Origin of the sequence: Longirhabdus pacifica (genome assembly GCF_004115085.1) — a bacterium.
Lineage (GTDB): Bacteria > Bacillota > Bacilli > Paenibacillales > DSM-105158 > Longirhabdus > Longirhabdus pacifica.
Genome location: NZ_QXJP01000003.1, coordinates 1 through 22,415 on the forward strand (window position 1 = coordinate 1; position 22,415 = coordinate 22,415).

Annotated in this window: 20 protein-coding genes; 2 read left to right on the forward strand and 18 right to left on the reverse strand. The window is 38.5% G+C overall.

Annotated features, from left to right (window positions below; translation table 11 throughout):
- The 5 genes from D1Z92_RS02700 to D1Z92_RS02720 form a co-directional block, all read right to left on the reverse strand.
- The coding region (locus tag D1Z92_RS02700) for a hypothetical protein (protein WP_164931423.1) at window positions 1–256 on the reverse strand (256 nt) is incomplete at its 3' end.
- Window positions 257–611: 355 nt separating this feature from the next.
- On the reverse strand, window positions 612–1,643 hold the full coding sequence (locus tag D1Z92_RS02705) for a serine hydrolase domain-containing protein (protein WP_240666546.1): 1,032 nt from the start codon (window positions 1,641–1,643) through the stop codon (window positions 612–614).
- Window positions 1,640–4,099 (reverse strand): excinuclease ABC subunit UvrA, encoded by a 2,460-nt coding sequence (locus D1Z92_RS02710; RefSeq protein WP_128894124.1) that lies wholly within the window; start codon window positions 4,097–4,099, stop codon window positions 1,640–1,642. The genes D1Z92_RS02705 and D1Z92_RS02710 overlap by 4 nt, the downstream gene beginning before the upstream one ends.
- A gap of 44 nt (window positions 4,100–4,143) precedes the next feature.
- On the reverse strand, window positions 4,144–5,070 hold the full coding sequence (locus D1Z92_RS02715; RefSeq protein WP_128894125.1) for an AraC family transcriptional regulator: 927 nt from the start codon (window positions 5,068–5,070) through the stop codon (window positions 4,144–4,146).
- 15 nt (window positions 5,071–5,085) lie between these two features.
- Complete coding sequence (locus tag D1Z92_RS02720; protein ID WP_128894126.1) at window positions 5,086–5,634, reverse strand: nucleotidyltransferase domain-containing protein; 549 nt, start codon at window positions 5,632–5,634, stop codon at window positions 5,086–5,088.
- Window positions 5,635–5,857: 223 nt separating this feature from the next.
- Between D1Z92_RS02720 and D1Z92_RS02725 the strand changes: the two genes are divergently transcribed.
- Window positions 5,858–6,706 (forward strand): DUF1259 domain-containing protein, encoded by an 849-nt coding sequence (locus D1Z92_RS02725; protein WP_128894127.1) that lies wholly within the window; start codon window positions 5,858–5,860, stop codon window positions 6,704–6,706.
- 61 nt (window positions 6,707–6,767) lie between these two features.
- On the opposite strand, the gene D1Z92_RS02730 is transcribed toward D1Z92_RS02725, so the two are convergent.
- Window positions 6,768–7,136 (reverse strand): YybH family protein, encoded by a 369-nt coding sequence (locus D1Z92_RS02730; RefSeq protein WP_128894128.1) that lies wholly within the window; start codon window positions 7,134–7,136, stop codon window positions 6,768–6,770.
- Between the two features lie 206 nt (window positions 7,137–7,342).
- Between D1Z92_RS02730 and D1Z92_RS02735 the strand changes: the two genes are divergently transcribed.
- Window positions 7,343–9,007, forward strand: coding sequence for a PA14 domain-containing protein (locus D1Z92_RS02735; RefSeq protein ID WP_128894129.1), 1,665 nt, complete (start codon window positions 7,343–7,345; stop codon window positions 9,005–9,007).
- Here the strand turns inward: D1Z92_RS02735 and D1Z92_RS02740 are convergent.
- The 12 genes from D1Z92_RS02740 to D1Z92_RS02795 form a co-directional block, all read right to left on the reverse strand.
- Window positions 8,988–10,346, reverse strand: coding sequence for a sugar phosphate nucleotidyltransferase (locus D1Z92_RS02740; RefSeq protein ID WP_128894130.1), 1,359 nt, complete (start codon window positions 10,344–10,346; stop codon window positions 8,988–8,990). The genes D1Z92_RS02735 and D1Z92_RS02740 overlap by 20 nt on opposite strands.
- Window positions 10,347–10,477: 131 nt before the next feature.
- On the reverse strand, window positions 10,478–11,284 hold the full coding sequence (locus D1Z92_RS02745; RefSeq protein ID WP_128894131.1) for a glycosyltransferase family 2 protein: 807 nt from the start codon (window positions 11,282–11,284) through the stop codon (window positions 10,478–10,480).
- Between the two features lie 123 nt (window positions 11,285–11,407).
- The gene (locus tag D1Z92_RS02750; protein ID WP_128894132.1) at window positions 11,408–12,556 is read right to left on the reverse strand and encodes a glycosyltransferase; all 1,149 of its coding nucleotides are present in this window, start codon (window positions 12,554–12,556) and stop codon (window positions 11,408–11,410) included.
- 17 nt (window positions 12,557–12,573) lie between these two features.
- Window positions 12,574–13,713, reverse strand: coding sequence for a glycosyltransferase family 4 protein (locus D1Z92_RS02755; RefSeq protein WP_128894133.1), 1,140 nt, complete (start codon window positions 13,711–13,713; stop codon window positions 12,574–12,576).
- Window positions 13,704–14,891, reverse strand: coding sequence for a glycosyltransferase family 4 protein (locus D1Z92_RS02760; protein WP_128894134.1), 1,188 nt, complete (start codon window positions 14,889–14,891; stop codon window positions 13,704–13,706). Before D1Z92_RS02760 ends, D1Z92_RS02755 begins: the two co-directional genes overlap by 10 nt.
- Window positions 14,878–15,684 carry a glycosyltransferase family 2 protein gene (locus D1Z92_RS02765; protein WP_240666547.1) on the reverse strand — a complete coding sequence of 269 codons (807 nt, stop codon included), beginning with the start codon at window positions 15,682–15,684 and terminating at the stop codon, window positions 14,878–14,880. Before D1Z92_RS02765 ends, D1Z92_RS02760 begins: the two co-directional genes overlap by 14 nt.
- A gap of 22 nt (window positions 15,685–15,706) precedes the next feature.
- Entirely contained in the window at window positions 15,707–17,038 is a 1,332-nt protein-coding gene (locus tag D1Z92_RS02770; protein ID WP_128894135.1) for a lipopolysaccharide biosynthesis protein, read from the reverse strand.
- A complete protein-coding gene (locus D1Z92_RS02775) occupies window positions 17,039–18,418 on the reverse strand; it encodes an O-antigen ligase family protein (protein WP_128894136.1) in 1,380 nt (459 codons plus the stop codon).
- Between the two features lie 36 nt (window positions 18,419–18,454).
- Window positions 18,455–19,342, reverse strand: coding sequence for a UTP--glucose-1-phosphate uridylyltransferase GalU (gene galU / locus D1Z92_RS02780; RefSeq protein WP_128894137.1), 888 nt, complete (start codon window positions 19,340–19,342; stop codon window positions 18,455–18,457).
- A complete protein-coding gene (locus tag D1Z92_RS17785; RefSeq protein WP_128894138.1) occupies window positions 19,339–19,851 on the reverse strand; it encodes a VanZ family protein in 513 nt (170 codons plus the stop codon). Before D1Z92_RS17785 ends, galU begins: the two co-directional genes overlap by 4 nt.
- 386 nt (window positions 19,852–20,237) lie before the next feature.
- A complete protein-coding gene (locus tag D1Z92_RS02790; RefSeq protein ID WP_128894139.1) occupies window positions 20,238–20,996 on the reverse strand; it encodes a YveK family protein in 759 nt (252 codons plus the stop codon).
- Between the two features lie 395 nt (window positions 20,997–21,391).
- The gene (locus D1Z92_RS02795) at window positions 21,392–22,240 is read right to left on the reverse strand and encodes a hypothetical protein (protein WP_128894140.1); all 849 of its coding nucleotides are present in this window, start codon (window positions 22,238–22,240) and stop codon (window positions 21,392–21,394) included.
- Window positions 22,241–22,415 lie beyond the last annotated feature (175 nt).

Genomic DNA, 22,415 nt, shown 5'->3' on the forward strand with positions numbered 1-22,415 from the left:
AGCTTTCTCCAAGCATCACTATTCTTTTATCTTCAAGAACTTCTTTTAAAAACTCTAAATCACTGTAATCTTTACTGTCCAATGAAATAGATTGAATTTCATTCGTCTCGTTCACCTCGGTTGTCTCATCTTCATTTTCTATAATGTTTTTGTCTTCTGTGTCTGTTGCCTCTTGTTCTGTACAGCTAGATAAAAGAACAACCACACATATTAATAGCATCGCATATAAACCTTTGGATATTGTTGAGTTTTTCATATACACATCTCCTATTAAATTAGAATAAACTTGACACTCAATATGGTTGATATGATGGTAATACTGCAATAGTGACACCCTTACAATTATTTATCATATGTTCGTATGTACCTGTTACTATCATGTGTGATTCAAATTTCCGTCCAACAAACATAAATTACAATTAAATTCTATTATAAAGGAATTTTATTCTAAATATTAAATTTTTACAAGAAAGAGACTAAAAATTCGAATAAATTTGGTATGCAAAAAAGCCCCGCTAATACAAGCAGAGGCTATAACTACATCCCTTACACAAAAACACCTAGTTCATAAGACAAACAACCATCATATTAATTCGCTATGATTACAACCGTCAATCTATTATAGCAGGAAGAATATATTGCTCTAGCAGTGGCCATCTTTCTTGTGGATTTTGGATTGTCTTTGATGTCATCACGACCACGAGATCTTGATGTGGAATACAAAATATATGATTACCACCGCTTCCCGCTGCCGTATACGCTACTTGATCTTCCAATTGAATTAACCACCAAAGGTATCCGTATTTATTTTCATTCATGGCAACCGAATCTCTTATCCATGTGTCCGATATGATCTGCTTATTGTCCCATTTCCCATGATTTAAATATAAAAACCCAAAGCGAGCTAGATCACGAACGGTTGTTGTTAATCCCCACCCACCGGTTGTAATGCCCTGCGGATCGTTAACCCAACCGTTCAGCTGATCTCCAAACAAATCTTTCATTCCAAACGACTTCATGTACGCATCTTCTATCTCCTTCATCCCTATGTGACGAAATAAATGATAATTAGCAAATGCACATGCGGACATCCCCGTCGTAGCAGTAAGGATAGCAGACAGTAAGTGTGTCCCTGCCGTACTATACTGAAACTTTCCTAACGGAAGCTTGTTATCCAACTGTTTCAAAATATAATGCACCCAGTTCTTTTGTCTGGCTAGCCGATCAAACGGTTCATGCTTCCAAGGGAATGGAGCTGTCATCATAAGGAGATGCTTGATCGTTATGCACCGTAAAGACATGGAACTAGAGGGAGTGATCGCTTCAGGAAAAAACTCTACTATTTTTTGATCTACACTATCGATATACCCTTTATCTAGTGCTATCCCAATAAGCGCAGAAATCACGCTTTTTGTCAGTGATGCTACATGTTGTGTATCGTGCATAGAAAAGCCGTTAAAGTATTTTTCATATGCGATATATCCCTTACGAATAACGAGGAGTCCCGTCATATTTTTATAATGACTATTTATCATGTATTTCATATTCTCTATCTTTTGTGGATCCATCCCTACATCTTCAAGTGATGCGGTCTTCCACTCTTCCGTCGGCCAGTAGTCCCTTTCATAGATGGAGGTCATCATGATAGACGTAGATACCTCCCTATAATTGAATTTGGATTATCTTTTAATGTATCCGGTGTTCCTTCTGCAATAATTTCTCCTCCACCTGCGCCTCCATCAGGACCGAGTTCTATTAACCAGTCACATGCAGACAGAACTTCTGTATCATGTTCAATGACGATGACGGAATTCCCTTTTACTACTAACTCATCTAATAAAGACATTAATTTAGCGGTATCGTATAAACTTAATCCAACAGTTGGCTCGTCTAAAATATATAGCGTTTGTTCTTTGCGCCTTTTCCCTAGTTCCTTTGCAAGTTTTACACGCTGTGCTTCGCCTCCACTCAGCGTAGGAGTAGGCTGACCTAGCGTCATGTATCCCATACCCATGGAATGAAGAATGTTCAATGTTGCAATGATAGCTTTATGATCTGCAAAAAAAGTAATGGCTTCCGTAATGGTCATGTCTAGAATGTGAGCGATATGTTTCCCTTTATAGGTGACAGATAAAACTTCATCATTGTATCGTTTCCCATGACAGTCTTTGCACGTAGAATAAATGAAGTAATTTCCTCCTAACCATTGCTTTTCCTGTCCATTACCTTCACAAGTCGCACAAGCCCCTTTCGTGTTAAATGAAAAATGACCTGCCGTTAAATGTTGCTCTTTAGCTTCAGGTTGTTCCGCAAATAGTTTCCGTACTTTCTCCCATATACCAATATACGATAGAATTGTAGAATTTTTATTTCTTCCAATAGGAACTTGAGAGACTTCAACGTAGTCTGATATGTGTGTTACGCCTTCCAACGCCCCCGCTTCTACTGTATTTCTTTTCCCATCTAATTGCTTCTTATAAAAAGCATCCTCTGCGTAGGTTTCGTTATCGACTTGTTGATGAAAATGGCGGTGAAGCAATGAAACTAACGCGTTTGATATTAGGGAGCTTTTCCCACTTCCAGACACACCTGTGACACCAACAAGCATGCCAAGCGGTATCGATGCCGTAATATGTTTCAGATGATGTATATTCGCTCCGCTGATCGTAAGCTTAGGAGTATGTTTTGTCATAACCATGGATGGATTGGTTCTAGTTGTGATTTTCGTTTTCCCTGAAAAATAGGGTGCAGAAATAGAATGGGTAGATTGCATAAAACCATCTACACTGCCTTGATACACAACCTGTCCTCCTTCCACTCCCGCTTTCGGACCAATTTCAATGATATAGTCTGCCATTTCTATTGTTTTCTTGTCATGCTCCACCACGATCACCGTATTCCCGAGTTCCTGAAGATGTCGTATAGATTGAAGTACTTCCAGCTTTTCACGTTCGTGTAATCCTGCAGTTGGTTCATCTAAAATATATATCATACCATCCATTTTTGATTCTAGATGATCATGGAGAAAGACCCGCTGCAGCTCGCCTCCGCTAAGACTTGGTAATTCCCGATATAAAGATAAATGTCCTAGACGTATTTTAATTAAACTATTCATTTTTTGGAGGATGTCTTGCATCATAACATATTCACGTTTTGCCGTTTCTTTCATTTCTTGCTGTTGTCTGTCTTCCTGCTCTAGCAAATTTACAATAAAATGTTTGAGGTCTGTCAAGGTCATACTTGCTAATTCACCAATATGCTTTCCATTTAGCGTTACATTTCGTGCTTCTTCTCCAATTCTAAACCCTTGGCATGCAGTGCACTCACTAAGTTCAAATAGCCCACCTGAGTTGTCCCCGTCTTTTACAAAACGATTTTCCAAAATTCTGTGTAAGCAATAACTACGATGTTGGCTATTACTTTCTACGTACTGTCCATATAAAATGTCTAATTTCACTTCATCTGGTATGACGGTAAATGGCATATCAATATAGTCTGCAAACTTTTTATAAAACAACTTTAAATACCCTGGTTTAGGATTTACAGTATGGAGGACTTGCTTCAGGGTCGTATGCTCATCAGGAATTAATGTATTTAAGTTAATTTCAGCATATGTTCCCTTACCCGAACATCGAATACACATTCCATTCGGGTTGTTATATAAAAAGTAACCAACAGGTAAAGATTCTTCTACATGCTCACATTGTGGGCATGTAAAGTAGCTATCTAGCATGGTGCCACATACACTACAGCTAATCTCTCTTTTCATTGCAAAAAGCAAAGCCATCATCTTGAGGATGTTCGTTTTTGTTCCTACAGTAGAACGTGTGTTTCGCTGACGTATCATATTCTGCTGCACCGCAATAGTAGGGCTTATTCCAGCTATGTGATCAAACTTATCTTCTTCGACCAAAGCCGTAAACACACCTAAAGACTGTAAATATTGTTTACGACCTTCTTCAAAAATAATATCGAATGCAAGACTGGATTTACCCGATCCGCTTACACCTGTCATCACAACTAACTTGTTTTTTGGTATGGAAATATCTATTCCTTTCAAATTGTGAAGTCGTGCACCTTGTATGACTATGTTTTTCATTCCATCACCTCGTAACCTTAAATTGTTTCAAGGAAGGAAAATGGCTACAGTGATTTTATAGGTAAGTAAATGTCGATCTTACTTTTTTTCTCCGGATGTGTCGCAGGGTCATTCTGATACACTTCAAACACCGCACCTTGATCTGGCTGAAGTCCACTTTGGGGAAGCCATTCACTATACATATAGTCCCAAGCATAGTGGTATTCATGCGCTTTTAATGTAAAATGGAAAATAGCGTAATCTCTTGATGGAATCGTGATATAACCGAATGGATCATGCTCTTTACCTTTTTGTGAAACAGAGAGACAAATGCTGGTATGGAGGTGCTCTTCTTCCGTAAATGCTGGATGATCATGATAGATGACAAAAGGTCTACTTTGATCAGGATGCATCATTTTTTTTACTTGGGCCAAATGAAAAAGCTTTTTTAACGATACTGGAAATGAAGCAGCTAACTGCTTGTACGTGCCTTTGTGCCTGACATAGATAGCGCGTATCTCTTCTATGACCCGTAACTCCACGCTAGGCTTTTCTACACTGACATTTTCCTTCCTGAACGTCATTGCTTCATCATTGTAGCTTGGTATAAAAATATTGGCTTTGCCATTCTTGCTATCCACTTTACCGTGCTTGCTAAATTGCTGTCTCGCTTCAGAAGCACTCATGCCGTAATGTTTTTTATACGAACGTGCAAATACAGCAGAATCTGAATAACCTAATTCTGTTGCAATTTGGGTGATACTCATCATAGGGTTATGTAAAAGTAAACTTGAAGCTCGTTCTAATCTGATGCGATTAATATAGCATAACAGCGTTTCCTTCATCATCCCTCGGAAAATCCTACTAAAATGAAACTTAGAAAATCCCGAAACGTCCGCAAGGATATCCACCGTGAGATCGTCATCTAAATGGGTCTCAATATAATCTTGTACTTTATTGATACGTTTTTGATATTCACTATGTATGTCCATATATTATTCTCCTCTTCATAACCACGGATGGTCTTTGTACAATGTTTTTAGTGCGTGAGTAAGCCAACTTTTTTGTTCATGATACAGTTTCTCGAATACATGGTTAAAATCTTGTATATCTTTAGATCTTGGCTGTTTAGATTTATAGAGCAATGCAATTTCAGGACTGAGAAATGGTACTTCTTCTTTTGTATATAAAATCGTTTTTTGTAACTCTCTTATGATACGACTGTCCCTGCGATACACCCAAACATCTTCTGTTTTTTCGTTTAGCAATATTTCTATTTTTTCACTCTTATGCTGTGCATACGTTTCATGTATGGGGAGAGGCAGCCATTCGTTCTCATCCCATGAGCTTATTACTCCATTAGCTACTTTCGTAAACACCCATCCACTTAAATATTGTTTTAAACCCTGTTGATTTTCCCGAAAAATAATAATTTCAATATCATGATGATGTCTTGTTACTTTGTTTAAAAACAAATCGATGGACCAGCCACCCGCTATAGCCCATGGATGAGGGTAGTTTTTCATACGTTGATACAAGTTGGAGCAGATTTTCATTTGTTAATCTCCTCATCTTTTATTCGCTTCATCTTGTTTTCTATGAAAAAAAATGATTTTATTTACACTTTTTCATCTTGTCTATTATTATAGAATGGCAAATGTGTGCCCATCATAAGCGGTTTAACCAATTAGCAACGATATAAGTCAATCGTACAAACCATCTGAACGTCACTGTATATACTATAGTGTTATTTACCTTAAAAGGATGTGACACGAAACGATGCAGTTAACAAAAAGGTTATGTATGAAATTTGGTGAAATCATTGGCGGAGAAGTGATAGGACTTTCTGCATTACCTGAGTATTGTGGTGTAAGAGTTTTTCGTACGTTCAAGGTCTCGATTCTAGGAAGAAATAGCACCTCTCCATTAGATAGTATCTTTTGGTTTCAAAGTACTAAAATTCCGGGTAAGACGTTAAATTTAGGTTTCTTAGCCCTATTAGAAAAAGAAGTTGCCCCTATTGTTCGCTTATTGACGAAGCAAAACATTACCGTGACTTCCATTGAACAAAAATATCTTTTCTCCAAACCTAATATGATCAATGTCTTCTTTCAATCCGTAGAAAACCCTTTTCAATTTGCTAAAAAAATGAGAGTCATTGTAAACAAACTACCATTTATCCATAAAAGACCAACGCCGGGACCAAGCAGAAACAAAAAGTTTAGAATATTATGTAAACAATTCAATAACATTATTGGTGGATCGCCTAATGTCATTGGAGATTGGTGTGAATCTGTAAAAGAACGAGATATAAAGGTTACTGTTATGGGTATTCCAACTACAATACTAAGTACAAGACTTCTCGCATTCTCCTTCCAATCTGTAGATGCCAATGGTCGAGCGCTATGTATCGGTATGGTGACATTAAAAAGAAACGAAACGAAACGGTTTTTAGCTGTCCTAAATAAACAAGCAAAAACGATCCCCTCCTCTCTTTATAGTCGTTGGTTTATCAAACCGAATTTAATTTATCTTAATTTTGTTCGCATTCAAAAGCCACTTGTCTTTGCTAAACAGATGAATCAAGCTGTGAAAGTATTGAACGACCATCACGCTTGTAAGTGTTAAAGCCGACATATGAATCTATCTTCTATTATGATAGTGAACCCGCGTTGCTGATCCATATCGTTTAACGATGACGACTTAAATGCTCATGTCTTAACTTCCAACCTTCTTCTTCATCTTTCAAAAATACATTCGTCGCTCGCCCGCTACCCTTAACAAATTCACCATCTATATATCCTTCGTAATGATAGGTGTAAATGCACGTTGCAGAATGATCATCCACAGTTATCCACTGAATGTCACTGGCACCATAAACTTCTTCTTTTATCGTTTCCCATGCTTGTTCAAAAAACTGCTGTATGTCCTCCATCGTCGTACAGCTTTTACCTGTAAACCAGTACACCGCATGAGGATGAAGAAGTTTTTTTACGTTGTCAAAATCATGTGTATTGGTTGCTTCAATATAGCGCTGTAACGCTTGTTCGTGATTCATACTGTTACCTCCTATGATTCTTTCATTATTGCCTCCTTACATGTATTCGATAAATGTTGTCCATTTCTTTTTTTTATTTTTTTCTTTTATTTTCTAAATATTAGTATTTTCCCATTTACATATCTTTCATTAAAATTTAAATAAGCAAACTCCTTATGACATCCATATGATAATAAGATACCAATAGAAAAGGAGTGCTGCATCTTATGTCACCACCCTATGAAAGGAAGACGTTCAAACTCAATCCACAGCAAAACAATGGATTATTGGGATACTATTTTAAGGATAAAGATTTAAATGACCTCGCTTTCACGAAAGTAGATTCTACTGTCGATTTCGATTGGAAAGGAGCTTCTCCTGATCCACAGCTAAGCCATGATCGCTTTTCTATACGATGGATGGGAACGGTCACCCCGCTATACAGTGAAGTATATACCTTTTATGTCGCTAGCGACGATGGTTGTCGACTATGGATTAATGATCAATTGATAGTGGACAGATGGGTAAACCAGGGTCTACAGGAATGGAGCGGACAAATTCTCGTTGAAGGTAACCAGCCACAACAAATTAAATTAGAATATTATGAAGATACTGGAGATGCTAGAGTCTACTTAAGATGGTCAAGTCCTTCGCAAAGCAAAGAAATTATTCCTACTACTCAACTGGCTCCTCCTTCTGCACCGCCAGATCACAATACATTTCCACACGTTGTGGATGCTAGGGAATTTAACGCTATACCGATAGAAGAAGTTGCTAATTTCGATAGTACAGAGGCGCTCAATAATGCGATTGATAGTGCCGTAACAGAAGGACTGCCGTTATTTATTCCAAAAGGCACGTATCGAATTACAGATAGTTTAGTGGCTGCCTCTAATCAAGTGATGATATACGGTGCTGGGGCAAAAAATACCGTGATTAGGGCAGATGATAATACGGCTTATGACGGACTTATCGTTGGGACAGATGAACCAAGTGGTGTCGAACCGAGTGGATTTGTTAGAGATTTATCTATCGTTGGCAAAACAGCTCGTCCATCTGGTTTCAAAGCAGGCTTAAAATTAAATGCGATGCGTTCTTTTCAAGTACAAAATGTATTTGTAGACAACTATGACATTGGTTTCGATCTGATTAACAATTGCTATGGCAGTTATTTTATAATGCCCAGGACGTGGGCTGGCGTGAATGTAGGAGTGAACCTGCGAACAGGTCCACAGAGTGGAAATGACATTCAATTTTATAATGGATGGTTCGTCGGTAATATTGCAGCCGTTCATGTGTCGAATGACAGCGGTGGATTTCAATTTTATGGCGGTCAGATGACTTCTGGTTGGTACGAAAATAATATCAACGACGAGAGAGGGGTCATTACGTTAGGGAAGGATTATATTACAGGTCGCATTGGCGGAGTCGGGAACTTCTCCGTGGATGGTGTGAATTTAGAAGGGTTTAAACTATGTTGGGCTATTCGCTGTTTTGATACCGCAAAAGCGACATTTCGCAACGTAGGCATGCAAGCCAACGATCCTTCCATCCCTGCTATTGGCGTGTTTAAAAGTTCACTGATGGCACAATCTCGCATTGTATTCGACCGTTTTCAAGCCAATGGAAATTATTCCAATGCTAAATTAATACAAGTCGATAATACGTATGCCCTTGCATCCATAACGGAAGTGAACTGTGGTTACGGTGGTTCCATTCAAGGACAAGGAACGTTTGGCGGCAGCATGCTCGTACAATCTGAAATCGATATTGGGCAATCTTTATTTCGAAAAGATTACAGTCAGTTATTAATCGGATCGATCCTTCTCAGAGACAATAATGGTGCACTAGAGAAGTCTTCCGATTGGGGAACTACTTGGTCATTGCTATGATCGGATAGGTCGTATCTTTTTGTGTCGGTCTCATTCCATACTTCACAGCAATGCACTCTATTTCTTTTTTTGCTAATATCGTGTGAGCGGCGTCGGCTGGAATGTGTAATACATCTCCCGCTGAAACATAGGAAGCCTCCCCATCGAGGATGAATTTTCCTTCTCCTGATATGATGGTCCATACTTCATTGTGTTTTTCATCTCTTTGATAACTGATGTTACAACCTTGTTTGATGCACATTCTTGTTGTCAGTACTTCGTTACCAAATTGATCTTTCGTTACATCTAATACCTTCTGCCATCCCCATCTACTCTCTTCATACATCGGTCGCTGCTCTATGTGTTCTATCACTTGCTTAATTTGTGGACTCTGGGCCTTATCTGTAACTAAAATACCATCTGCGCTCGCTGCTACAACCATATCGGAGCAGCCAATGACGGTAACGGGGATGTCCAATTCATTAATAATATGTGTATTTTGCGAGTTTTCAGTCATGACAGCTTTCCCTGTCGTATGGTGACTCATTTCTTCTGTCAACGTATTCCATGTACCGAGATCTTTCCAATCTCCTTCATACGGTGTCACCACGATGTGCTCTGCTTTTTCTACGACTTCGTAGTCAAAGCTAATTTTATTTAAATGTGTATACTGTTTCACTAATGTTTCGTAATCTATTGGAATTCCTTTTTCTACTAGTAGGGAAATAAAGTACTCTAATTTAAAAGAAAACACACCACAGTTCCACAGTGCACCTTCCGTCATTAGTGTTTCCGCCATTGCTTTGTTTGGTTTCTCACTAAAACGCTGTACCGTATGATAGGTCGTTCCTTCTACGCTTTCTCTTTTATTTTCAGGAATAATATAACCGTATTTTTCGGATGGATGAAGGGGTTTTACTCCCATTAAAGCCAATTGTGCGTTGGAGTGGAGTATGATATGTTCTAACTCATGTATTTTTTGAAAGAACACTTCTTCTGTATAGGGATCGACTGGCATAACGGTAACGACTTCATGAAGGGGAACTTTTTCTACCGCATATAAATACACAGCAGATAGCGCAATAGCAGGAAACGTATCTTTTCGCTCTGGTTCTATAATAAGGGGAACATCTAAACCGAGTTGATTATAAATCATATCTTCTTGGGATTGACTTGTAGCGATATAGGCAGAAGATTGTAGACCTTGCTCATCCAACTGCCTCCATACCCGCTGTACCATCGATTCTTTTTCATTCCTCGTTGGGTGAGAGAGTACTTTCAAAAATTGTTTTGATCTTGCATCATTTGATAAGGGCCAGAGCCTTTTCCCTGATCCTCCAGATAGCAGTATAAGTTTCATATGCTCGCATCCTCCCAATTTTTTTAACTGGTCGTTTCTAGTCCATAATCCATCGTGTATATTTCAATTGAACGTTTTCATGTTGAAAATACTGTACAATGTAAATGACTTACAAATTTTTCGGCTGCGGTTTAATCCTTAGATAATGAATGACCTATCATGCTCTGCAATGTGTGTAGCACATGAACATTACATTTTTCCTTTTGTGTACAAAACGTAATAAGTCCGTATACGACTCTATTGTCTATATATTGTTTAATTTTTCTTTTTCTTAATCTATCACTAAATATAACGTATTCATGCCGCTCTGTGTTATCTAAATAGGTGATATGCTGCAAAATATTATGCCGAATGAAGTAAGCACAATGCACCACATCCACTTGTATCAGACCTTTGATCTCTTGTTGCTGTATTTTGTAATAAAACGGATGGTCTACAAAATAACCATTTGCACATGTTGCAAAGTGATAGTTTGAATAAGAGGATGTTGCATCATCGTGTTTCATAAATGGTCCTACTACAGGCAGCAACGTATCGTACATGCGTTGCAATGTGTTAGGAATAATGAAATTATCACAATCCACCGTAAAGTAATGCGTATGCTTTTGATTCGCCCATGCTATGGAGTCTTGTCTAATTTTCCCCAGCACTTGAAACCTCAGTGCATTCCATTCATGTGGTTTGTATTGTTCCACTTTAGCGTTAACATCACTATCATCATAAAAAATTTCATCATATCGATGGGCTACTTTGTTGATCCATTTTTTTAGTACATTAGCTGTTTGATCCACATTATTGTTCGTGCGAATGTACAATTTAATTTTAGAAGCAGGATAGGTTTGGTTTTCTATACACTGTAAGTAGTAAGGCAGTAAATGTTCTTTATCTTTAGCCAAAATAGCTATTGTAATCTTATCTGTTTCGTGATGATTGGTCATGTTTCTTTACCCACAATCCCTTCTTGAAAGTATTATATTTATATGCATGGTGGAAGGGCTTGTGCGCCTATTTGCGACGTTGCATGTCGGAGAAAATTCGAAAGCTAAATGTCCAAGGATTTTCTATGAAAGCTGCTTGGAAGCTGCTGCTTCATCTAGAGATGAATGGGACAGTGAGCCAGTTTGAAATCGTTGTAAGGCAACTTGCAAAAATTGGTTTAACTTGTTTTTAAATTGGTCAACATCAAATTTCATCGCATGCTGACGTATGATGGAGCCGTCCCAATGCTGCTTTTCTAATACGTTGACAGCTTGCACTACACTCTCTACTGTTTGATTTTGAAAAAACACACCGTTGATTTCTGGTACTACCGTATCCAGTGCACCACCTGCTTGATAAGCGATAACAGGTCTTCCAGCAGCATTCACCTCTAAAGGCGTGATTCCGAAATCTTCTTCACCTGGAAAAATTAATGCTCTGCAATTGGCCATTAACTTATTAATTTCTTCGTCTTCCAGTCTTCCTAAAAAAGTGACGTTAGGTTTAGCCATGGACTGCAATCGCTGTTTGTCTGGTCCGTCACCAACGATATATAATGGTATGCCTAATTCGTTAAAGGACTGTACGGCTAAGTCAATTCGTTTATAACTGACCAATCTAGAAACGACTAAATAATAATTGTCTACTTTAGGTGAAATGTTGAACCTAGACGTGTTAATGGGTGGAAAAATAACTTCGGCATCTCGCTGATAAAACTTCGCAATACGATGTTTGACAATACTAGAATTCGCGATAAATTGATCCACTCGAGAAGACGTTTTGACATCCCAATTTTTCAAGTACATCATATACAAACCGAGCATTCGTTTCATCACAGCAGGATTCGATTCACGCATCATGTAATTATCGTAATCCCATGCAAATCGCATCGGTGTATGACAATAGCACACATGAAAAGTGTGATCTGGCACTTTAATGCCTTTCATAAATGCACTACTAGAACTAATGACGATATCGAAATCACGAAAGTCAAAATCTTTTACCGCTATTGGGTATAACGGTAACATACGCTTGAAATTAGATACGCTGCCTGGTATTTTTTGCAGCCAACTTGTCCGAATATCGGCATTTTTCAAATTGTATAGTAATCGGCTAGAGTCTAATGCTGTCGTATAAATCGGTGCGTTTGGGAACATACTGTGCAGCACTTCAACAACCCTTTCCGCACCACCCATCTGGATTAAATAATCATGAGCTAAAGCGACTTTCATTTCACACCATCCTTTTTTTATTGTAGCAATCGTTGATAAAACTTCGTTAATTTGTGTGAAGTTTGTTCTATGACAAAATGCTGCTTTACCCGCTGCATTCCTTGTAAACCCATTTCTTTTCGCTGTTCCGGATGGTCGAGCATCCATTGTAATGCTTCACTAAGTACAGCTGGTTTGTTCGGTTCAATCAGCAATCCTGTTTCGTTCGGTACTACAATTTCTTTAGGCCCCCCTGCATCGGATGCAATAACGGGAAGTCCACACGCCATGCCTTCTACAATAACTTGTCCGAACGGTTCTGGTGTAATGGAAGTATGAATGAGTAAATGCGCCTTTTGCAGCCATGGTTTAATAGGATCGACATGCCCTAACAAAGTGACATTTTGTAAGTTTTCGTGTTGTATGAAGGCTTTAAGCTCTTCCTTATAAGCTTCTTCTCCAAATAAGGCGTCACCTGCCAGCCAAAAATGAACGTGCGGTACATCTTTCAGTAATTTTGCTGCTTGCAATAAAACGTGCTGACCTTTCCAAGCTGCTAATCTCCCTACAAGTAGGACATGAAATGGCTGTTCACGATGATCTTGATGTGCAGGATTCTCTAGTTTGTCGGCATAAGCGGAATAAATAATTTCTGCCCGCTGTAATTTTTTCTGAGGTAATTGTAATGTGGATAGCGTAGATGTTGAATTCGTAATGATTCCATCTGGTAAAATATGAACCAGTGTTCTCAATGTTTTAGCTACGAGAGGATGTAAGTATGGAGATGCGATTTGGTCTCGTATATGCCAAATCAGTGGCTTTTTCACTTTTCTTGCTGCTACTGCACCATAGAGTGCCGATTTCAATGAATTGGTATGTATGCCATCGATATTTTCTTGTGTCAGTATTTTTCCCAGACGATGCCCGTAGCGCATCATAGATATACAGGATGATAGTAAACTTGGTGTCAATGCATTGCGATTTCTATTGCGTACTTTTTCATCTAAAGGAATAATGCGCACATCCACTCCCGCTTCCTGCAACTTTTCCGCAAGTGGGCCGTGTTCTGCCAGGATGACCAAAGGTTCCACATCCTCATTGGGATGTGTTAACAAATTATATAATGCTACTTCCCCTCCACTCCAACGAGAAGTATGATCCAAATACGCTATGCGCAAGGTTCACTCCCCTCCTTTACTAACGATGATTTCAATACTTCCTCTACCTGTCTACTAACGACTTCCCATGTAAAATGCTTCTCCACGTACGCTCTGCACTCCGCTGATGTGGGCCACTGTTCTCTGTTTTTTATTACGTGTTTCAGCCCTTCTTCCATATGCAAAGCCGACGTTCCTTTCAATACCATGTGCGGTGAAAAAGGGGTTAGGATTTCACTATTCCCACCTATAGGTGTAGCGACAACTGGCGTCCCGCTTGCCAACGCTTCTACAGTAATTAGTCCAAAGCCTTCTAAAGCTTGCGAAGGAACAACGAATAAATCCGCAGCTTGATAGTACAATGGGAGCTTGTCCTGCGGAATGTATCCTGTTAGGAGTACATGATGCGCTAGGCCCAACGTTTGTATTTTTTGCTGCAACTGATCTTGTAATGCTCCCTTACCACCAATCACAAGCAACACATCATCTTCTTGCTCCACTACCTGTTTCCATGCATCCACAAGTTCCAACAATCCCATCCGATGCACTAATCTTCGAATAGAGAGTACTACTTTTTTTTGCTTCGGTAGTTGTAAAAGCTCTCTTATTTTTTCCTTATCTTTTGTAGGAAAAAATTGCTTTTCATCGGCTGCACCCACAATTTTTACAATGTGATGATCATCTACACGGTAATCATCCTGTAAAATGGCTCGAAAACGATCACTTAGCACAATGAATCGATCTGCTAGACGGTACATTTGCATTTCAATCGATTTAGCAGCTCTGCACTTTAATGCATGGAGAAAACCAGATCCTTCGACTTCCATCTCCTGACTCCATGGGCCGTGAAAACCTACCACTACCGGAATGTTTCTTTTTTTCGCTTCTTGAGCGACACCTAAGCTATATGGAGCGAAATGTGCATACACGACATCGACAGTGCCCTCATCCATCCATTTTGCAGCAGCGAGCTGAAATGCCTTTGTTTTTGTTTTTAATCCTTTATCTGGGGCCACAATGTTATGTAATTGAAACGTTGCTGGACTAGTCACCTGCTCTTTGCAGCTAACGAAGACGTCTAATTGATGTTCAAGTGCTAGCTGTTCCGCCATGGAGGATACATACGTATTTAATCCACCTGGCTGCTGATCTGGCCAACCCATGCCAATCATTAAAATATGCAGTTTATTTGTTTGCAACCTTCACTTCCTCCCTTCCCCGCTTTGAAGCTAGTGAAGAACTTGGCATATATTTTTCGTACAGTTTGATCTGCTTCATGAATTCGTAATAGCTCCAGAACACAGCGACAGCAAACCCGGCGACTCCTTTTTTGTACAATTGATGCACCATATATTTTTGCACAAATTTTGCTGGCGGACGCCACAACATATTTACCATATGAAATTTCTGTTTTTGCTCGTATGCCTGCTCTGCTTCCAACTTGGTATATCTATTAAAGCGCTGCACATGATCCTCTATACTGCGGAAACCATTATGCCATAACACCCCTTCTAATTGACCTGTCTTATCCTCTTCTACATCTGGTCTTTCATGGACGTGGGTGTCATTGATTTTCACACGCTTTCGATGGTATAACCGTACGAGATACTCTCCCTGTTCAAACCACTTATTCAGAAAGTTACCAATACGATATACGGCATATGCTGCTGTTTCTTCCTCTTTATTTTCTTTCCATTTCATGATCGATAATGCAAGCGGTTTGCTTACGATCTCATCTGCATCAATAAAAAATATCCAATCATGTACGGCTTGGTCTGCAGCAAAATTCCGTTGTTTCGCATACCCTTCAAAAGCATGATGAATGACCCTACAGCCAAGTCGTTCTGCTATTTGCACGGTGTTGTCTTTACTCCCGCCATCAACGACTACGATCTCATCTGCAACATGCATGCAGGATAAAATAGACTGTTCAATCCGTTCCTGTTCATCTTGTGCGATCATGACGACAGATAGTTGTTTAGATGATGTCACCTTTCTCTCACCCCTTCTCCTCTTATCGCTTTAGTTGTTGAAATAACCATCGTACATCTTGTGGCAATAAGAACAATTTCCACACCTTCACTTTTAATACGAACCAGTATTGCAACCATATAGCTACGAAACGGAAACAAGTCGCGATGAGTACGGCAGCACCCGCTCCAACAAGCCCCAATAATGGTTCTAATACGATGACGAGTGGCAAGGTTACACTTAACCCTATTCCTTGTGTCACCGTCACCTTTCCAGGAAGGTTCAAAGCCATAAACGCTTGCGCCAATATCATGATGCCACCTGCAAGAACGGCATCAAAAAGTAATATTTGAAAAATAGTAATCGCTTCAGCAAACGCTTCTCCATACAACAGCACGAGCACATAAGGCGCAATCACCGTTAAAATGAGTGCAATACATAAACCGATAAACATGCTGATGCGAAATACAGTAAGTGTGATGTCCACCACTTTTTCTTTTGCCATTCCAGTAGCTTTCGGAAATAGTACGGTAATGGCAGATTGGTAAATAATATTCACCATGCGAGCTAAACTTAATGCAACGACGTATAACCCCAATTCTTTTGCCGATAAAAATGCCACTAAAATGACTTTATCCAAATGATTGGAAATGTTACCCAGTAAGTCAATCCCATACGATCTAATGCCATATCCAAATAATCGCTGACAAGAACGCTTGAAGTGAAGCAACTTCCAGCCATATCGTTTTAACAAATGATGCGTGGACCACAGCACGATAGGAATCGTAGGTATTAAATAAGATAAACTGACCGAAACAGGGGTAAGTCTATTTGAGCTCATCAGCACGCATAATAACACCAACGTAGCAAATGGTGGGACATAACGCAGGCGATTATATAGTGTAAATTCCCCTTCTACCTGCAATACCGCATTATTCATGAGAAGCAGCATGACAATCGGAGCTTGCAATAGAAACCATTGTGCATACATCACCACTTCATGTGAAGAAGACTGCAGCCACCACGGAATAAAGAGAACGCCGATACCGATTGCTACAAAACCGAGCATCACACCCAACACGATAGAAGCAGAGAATAATGATGCTCTTTCCTCTTTGTAGCGCTTCATATTGTAAAGTAGCGCAGCGGGTAAACCGAAAGTGAGAATAAAAGGTAAAAATTGCGACCAGATCATCATCGCCGACTGATCTCCTCTTCCAGTAGGAGCTAGCCCTCTCGCTGTAATAATGCCCGTCGCCATATTAATAACCACAATACCTATGCTAATCACCATCGTCTTCAGCGTATGAGAAAATCCCGTATCAGCACTCCATATATTGCGAAATAATTGAAATGATTTCATTGCCCACTGCATCTATTGTCCCTCACTTAATCCAACATAAAACCATGTCACCATAGCACTGACGCCAACAAAACTATTGTCAGAAATCATCATAGCGATGGAACCACTGAACATCGCTATGCCAAGACATGGATACAACCCAAAACTGCGCATTTTCCATAACCTAAGCCAAATCAATAGGAGAAAGATAAAAAAACAACTTCCTATAATGACACCGTACGTTACAAAAATAGAGCCTACTCCGTTATCGAGTATTGCTCCTTCCCCTACATTTCCTTCATTATTTAACTTTGTCCCTTTTCCTTGTGAACCAAGTCCTTTTCCTAAAGGCTGGCCTGTAATCATCGGAATTAAATGTTCTGCTATTTGCATTCTCTCAGTATAGGAATGATCTTCTTCTAGTGAAGTTAAACTGTTAAACCTCTGTTCCACCATCTCTGAACCAGGAATGAAGGGTAACAAAAAATATACACATAAAGAGAAAAACACAAGCACGATGATTTTACCTAATTTTTGACCTTGTGTACTCCATATTAAATAGAGCAACACCGTCACTATGAGTCCAATCCACACCGATCTTACCAATGTTAAAACAAGACACGTCGCAATGATCAACATCGCAATCCAACCAAGACCGGATCGCCATCTTTTATCTAATAACATAGGAATTAATGCCCCAAACAAAAAGGCTGCTGCAGGCCCTGGAGAATTTAATGTAGAGAACACTCTAAGTTCATAAGGCACTGGACTTCCTATCGACATCATCTCTGCATTGTTCATCCAGAATACATCCCAAGGAGGGGCGAAAATAAACTGTATGATTCCATATAGAGACACAAAAAACGCAATCACAATATAACTAACAACTAATCCGTCTTTTTCTTTTTCACTAGGCGATCGCAAAGCAAGATACGGAAACATTAAAAATGGAACCACATAATACAGCAATTCAAATACAGCAGATAAGGTATATTTCGTTATGCCCAATATCATGCCGTACGCTAAAATCACGGCAAACAAAAGCATCATTTTACTTATAAAAGGTGAAATCCGATCCACATTTTTCAGGATAGATAACATACACAACAAGGAAACGAGAAATGGAGCCAGTGCAATCAGAGATAACGAAGTATACTCGTTCATGGACCAGTCGACGACTCTCCTCAGTTCTGGTGCAACAGCCCACACAGCTAACACATACGGCATGTATCCGATGGAATCTCTTAGCACAAGTACGAAACCGATAAACACAAGAAGTACTACGATCATGATTTCCGTACTTGTATGTATGCCTAGTTTCGTTACCATACGACCAATGATAAGGGAGGTAAATAAGATAAATAGTCCTAGCCACATGCGCAACATAAACGGTTTCGACATCCAATTTTCCATACCTTATTGGCTCCCTTTTACATCCATTCAAATCATTTAGCTCAACATATATATCGTTTCTTCATCTAATATTTCTTTCAACCCTTGGATGACGGAATCACGCAGTTCCTCATTGTGGAGCGCGAATTGAATACTCGTTAAAATAAAGCCAAGTTTCTCACCCACATCATAACGCGTGCCTTCAAAGTTATATGCATACACACTATCGATTTCATTCATTTTTTGAATCGCATCCGTTAATTGTATTTCACCGCCAGCTCCCTTTTCCTGCATATCCAAGTAATCAAATATTTCTGGTTTAAGAATATATCTTCCCATAATCGCTAAATTAGAAGGAGCACTTCCTTGTTTCGGTTTTTCGATGAATCTATTCACTTCATACAACCTACCCATTTGTTCAGCGTAATCGATAATGCCATAACGGTGAGTTTGGTGTTCTGGCACCTTCTGCACGCCAATGACCGAGGCGTTAGTCTCTTCATAGTGGGTCATTAGTTGCTTTAAACAAGGTTCTTCTGCCACCACGATATCATCGCCAAGCAACACTGCAAATGGTTCATCGTCAATGAATCTTCGTGCACACCAAATCGCGTGGCCTAACCCCTTAGGTTCTTTTTGTCTAATATAATGGATATCAATGGATGAAGATCGTTGTACTTCAGTGAGCAGATCTAGCTTTTCAGCGTCCATCAGCCTATACTCCAACTCAAATGCATTATCGAAATGATCTTCAATCGCTCGCTTTCCTTTTCCTGTAACAATGATTAGGTCTTCGATCCCCGATTCGATCGCTTCTTCTACAATATATTGAATGGTCGGCTTGTCGATGATCGGCAGCATTTCTTTTGGCATTGCTTTCGTTGCAGGTAAAAAACGTGTGCCTAATCCAGCAGCAGGAATAACTGCTTTTTTAATTTTTTTCATTCCTCAGCTCTCCTCGACTTATAAAATTTTGGTCTTATCCATACATAGAGCACCATTCCCAAAATAGAACCAAACAGATCAATGATCACATCGCCGAAATATGGGGCACGGTTTGTAGAAAATATTTGATTCAATTCATCTATAGAGGCAAATAGGAGAATAATCATCAAAAAGCATATCAATTTAAATAGGACTCCATATGCCTTTGTCCATTGATGTATCCATCGAAATAAAAAAAAGCCTAAACACATAAACTCCAACACATGTGCGGCTTTCCGTATAAAAAATTCCACAAAACCATCTATTCCGAGATTTTGAACACTTATTTCTTTGTGATTATAATAAAAAGATATATCCATAAAAAAATGATGTACGTCCAAATTTAATAACATGTTATTTAACAATGGTCTGATATTTTGCTGCTCATAGCTTTGGGTAGAAAAAAAATAAATAAAAGATAAACATATGAGGATCGGAAGGCTATGAGCAACGCGCAATTTCCATCTCATGGTGATCTTACCTAGTGTAATAGATAAGCATTACAGCAATACATGATCTTATTGCTTTTACTTGTCATTGTCCGAATTAATCTATTCATTATAAATCCACTCCATGAATTACATCTATTTATATCTATCTCTTTAACTTTCTCTACGTCTATCTCTTTCCCTATATCATTATCATTTGTCAACATTACGGGCATCTAACCCCACCTCACATCATACTTTTGACAACACATGTCTAAGGCCATGATGGCCCACAGTATGACCGAGTGTCTCCAGTGATAAAGGTACAGTAGACATTACCTTTGATACTTTCACTTTTCTGACTTCTATCTTATTTTCCTATTCATATGTCATGTCATTAAGGTTTAATGAAGCTTTATATTTGAACGCTATATGTCACTTTCCATGGAAGCGTAGCGATGTTTCAATCTTCTTTTTTTGGAAACGAGTGTTTTACTTTCTATGCGTTCTTTTTTATCAAAAGCATGTACTACACATAATGTCTGCAATCCCATCACTTCCTGCACATCCGTTTCGTTTTGCATACTATCATCAAAATAATCAAGTAATATAACCGTAGTTAACCCTGCAATCATCGCGATTACGAAACTTACTACTAAGCTTGTAACTAAATTACTACTGTCTGGTTTAGCATCGTATTCTGGTATTACGTCATATAAAATGTCGACGTTGTCCACGTTCATAATCCCATTAATCTGTTCTTTGAAAACTTTAGATACAACATTAACTATAGTGGCAGCTTCTTCATACGATGTGCTTCTCATCGATATGGTCATGATGGGTGAGTCATCCATTGTTGTCATCTTGACCGATTGCATCAACCATCCCACAGACCATCCCATATCTGGATACTGCTCCACTACTTTATTCATGATAACGGGAGAGGAAAAAATTTCTTTATATGTATTTGTCAATAATATAGTTGAATTCAGCGTACTGAGGTCGAGCTGTGTCGTTCCATCTTCTGTTCTAGAAAAATCGTAAACTAGCAACTTCGTCGAAGCTTCATACATCGGCTCTGTGAGATATTGATTGGAAAGAAAAGTAGTCAAACAAGAAATGAGAATAAACAAAAAAATGACAATCCATCTTTTTTTGATCATATTCCAATATTTCACTAGTTCCACAACAAGTATATCTCTCCCTTTCTAGTTCTCAATAACGAATTATAGTATGAGTATAGCGAATGTATTTTCTTTTGAAAAATAGGATAATATGGTTATTGTTCATTATAAAGAACGTTTTTCTTGTGTTTTCTCGTTTATGCTTTAATATTCGCTTTTTCTGTTACTATATAACGAACGATTTTAATGAAAACGATTACAACTATTGCTTATTTTAAATAGGTAAGCACTACTAATACGTTCATACGGAACAAAATTTGATTACATTGAATATTCGGTTTTTTGTTATTTTATCTTCATCATTGCAGTGATCGTTTATATTCATGATTGCAAAAAAAAGAGAGTCTAAACGTTCTACTTGACTCTCCCTCTTTTTACATCAACTGTAATCAAAAGTATTACTCCTGAACGGAGAATGATTCTAGTTGCTCCACATTAGCAGTAACAATACGAATAAACTTCTCATGATTTTCTTTTAATACCCACTGATGCTTTGTTTTTGCCGTCATTTGTTGATCTGAAACCGTTATCGCATTCCAGTTAAATATCATTTCTATATGAATTTCATCGGGATTACCACTATCGATTTGGATATGTTCTATTTCATGTCTACTGGTTTTAATTTGATTTGGAACTTGTGCAAACCAAGATGCAAATTGTTCATACGTGGTCATCGGTTCCGTTGAAGAAAAATCTAAATGGAACGATTCATGAAGTAACTTTTGAAATGGCGTAGCATCTCCTTCACACGCTTCCATTAAATAAAGCCAGTAATGTACAAAACTTTGGGCTCTGTTTTCTACATATGTATCATGAAACGCATCGATTTGTATTTCTTCTACTGGAGTTATTTTAATTTCAGTAAACACCCATGTGCCGTTCAAAATGGATAGTTCAGTATCATAATGGATTTTTACCGCTCTTAATGCACCATGTTCATCTTGATTGTGGTACACAATGTCTATTTGTAATTCAGCCTGCTCATCATTCAATTGATTGTATTGAAAAGATCTTACATCATGAGCATTTCGGTGACTATTGGGTAATTTCATGACGTTTTCCACATATTCTTGCTTGCTATTTGCAGTTCCTGACGGGGAATGGATGACTACATCATCTGCTAAAATATCCAACTGATGTTGTAATGTTTCCTCTGTTTTCTCTCTTTCGTAAAAGCTGTACCAGCGGTAAGCCAATGATTTCGCCATATGTTCATTTTTTGAAGTCATAATCTTGGATAATTCCATGTTGTTACCTACCTTCTTATGTTGTCATTATATTTTTATATTATCTTCATTTCTTAACAATACATACTATATCACATATTTTGAACAAAGTTAACTATTTTTATTAATTTAGTTTAATTAGTTTATATTATGAGTTTGAAAATGGTAATAAAAAACACAGTCCAACAAATATTTT

Excerpts from the sequence above, each read along its gene's own strand:
- D1Z92_RS02705 (WP_240666546.1), bottom strand. The coding sequence starts at position 1,643 with ATGATGACCTCCATCTATGAAAGGGACTACTGGCCGACGGAAGAGTGG.
- D1Z92_RS02710 (WP_128894124.1), bottom strand. The coding sequence starts at position 4,099 with ATGAAAAACATAGTCATACAAGGTGCACGACTTCACAATTTGAAAGGA.
- D1Z92_RS02715 (WP_128894125.1), bottom strand. The coding sequence starts at position 5,070 with ATGGACATACATAGTGAATATCAAAAACGTATCAATAAAGTACAAGAT.
- D1Z92_RS02720 (WP_128894126.1), bottom strand. The coding sequence starts at position 5,634 with ATGAAAATCTGCTCCAACTTGTATCAACGTATGAAAAACTACCCTCAT.
- D1Z92_RS02725 (WP_128894127.1), top strand. The coding sequence starts at position 5,858 with ATGCAGTTAACAAAAAGGTTATGTATGAAATTTGGTGAAATCATTGGC.
- D1Z92_RS02730 (WP_128894128.1), bottom strand. The coding sequence starts at position 7,136 with ATGAATCACGAACAAGCGTTACAGCGCTATATTGAAGCAACCAATACA.
- D1Z92_RS02735 (WP_128894129.1), top strand. The coding sequence starts at position 7,343 with ATGTCACCACCCTATGAAAGGAAGACGTTCAAACTCAATCCACAGCAA.
- D1Z92_RS02740 (WP_128894130.1), bottom strand. The coding sequence starts at position 10,346 with ATGAAACTTATACTGCTATCTGGAGGATCAGGGAAAAGGCTCTGGCCC.
- D1Z92_RS02745 (WP_128894131.1), bottom strand. The coding sequence starts at position 11,284 with ATGACCAATCATCACGAAACAGATAAGATTACAATAGCTATTTTGGCT.
- D1Z92_RS02750 (WP_128894132.1), bottom strand. The coding sequence starts at position 12,556 with ATGAAAGTCGCTTTAGCTCATGATTATTTAATCCAGATGGGTGGTGCG.
- D1Z92_RS02770 (WP_128894135.1), bottom strand. The coding sequence starts at position 17,038 with ATGCAGTGGGCAATGAAATCATTTCAATTATTTCGCAATATATGGAGT.
- D1Z92_RS02775 (WP_128894136.1), bottom strand. The coding sequence starts at position 18,418 with ATGGAAAATTGGATGTCGAAACCGTTTATGTTGCGCATGTGGCTAGGA.
- galU (WP_128894137.1), bottom strand. The coding sequence starts at position 19,342 with ATGAAAAAAATTAAAAAAGCAGTTATTCCTGCTGCTGGATTAGGCACA.
- D1Z92_RS17785 (WP_128894138.1), bottom strand. The coding sequence starts at position 19,851 with ATGAGATGGAAATTGCGCGTTGCTCATAGCCTTCCGATCCTCATATGT.
- D1Z92_RS02795 (WP_128894140.1), bottom strand. The coding sequence starts at position 22,240 with ATGGAATTATCCAAGATTATGACTTCAAAAAATGAACATATGGCGAAA.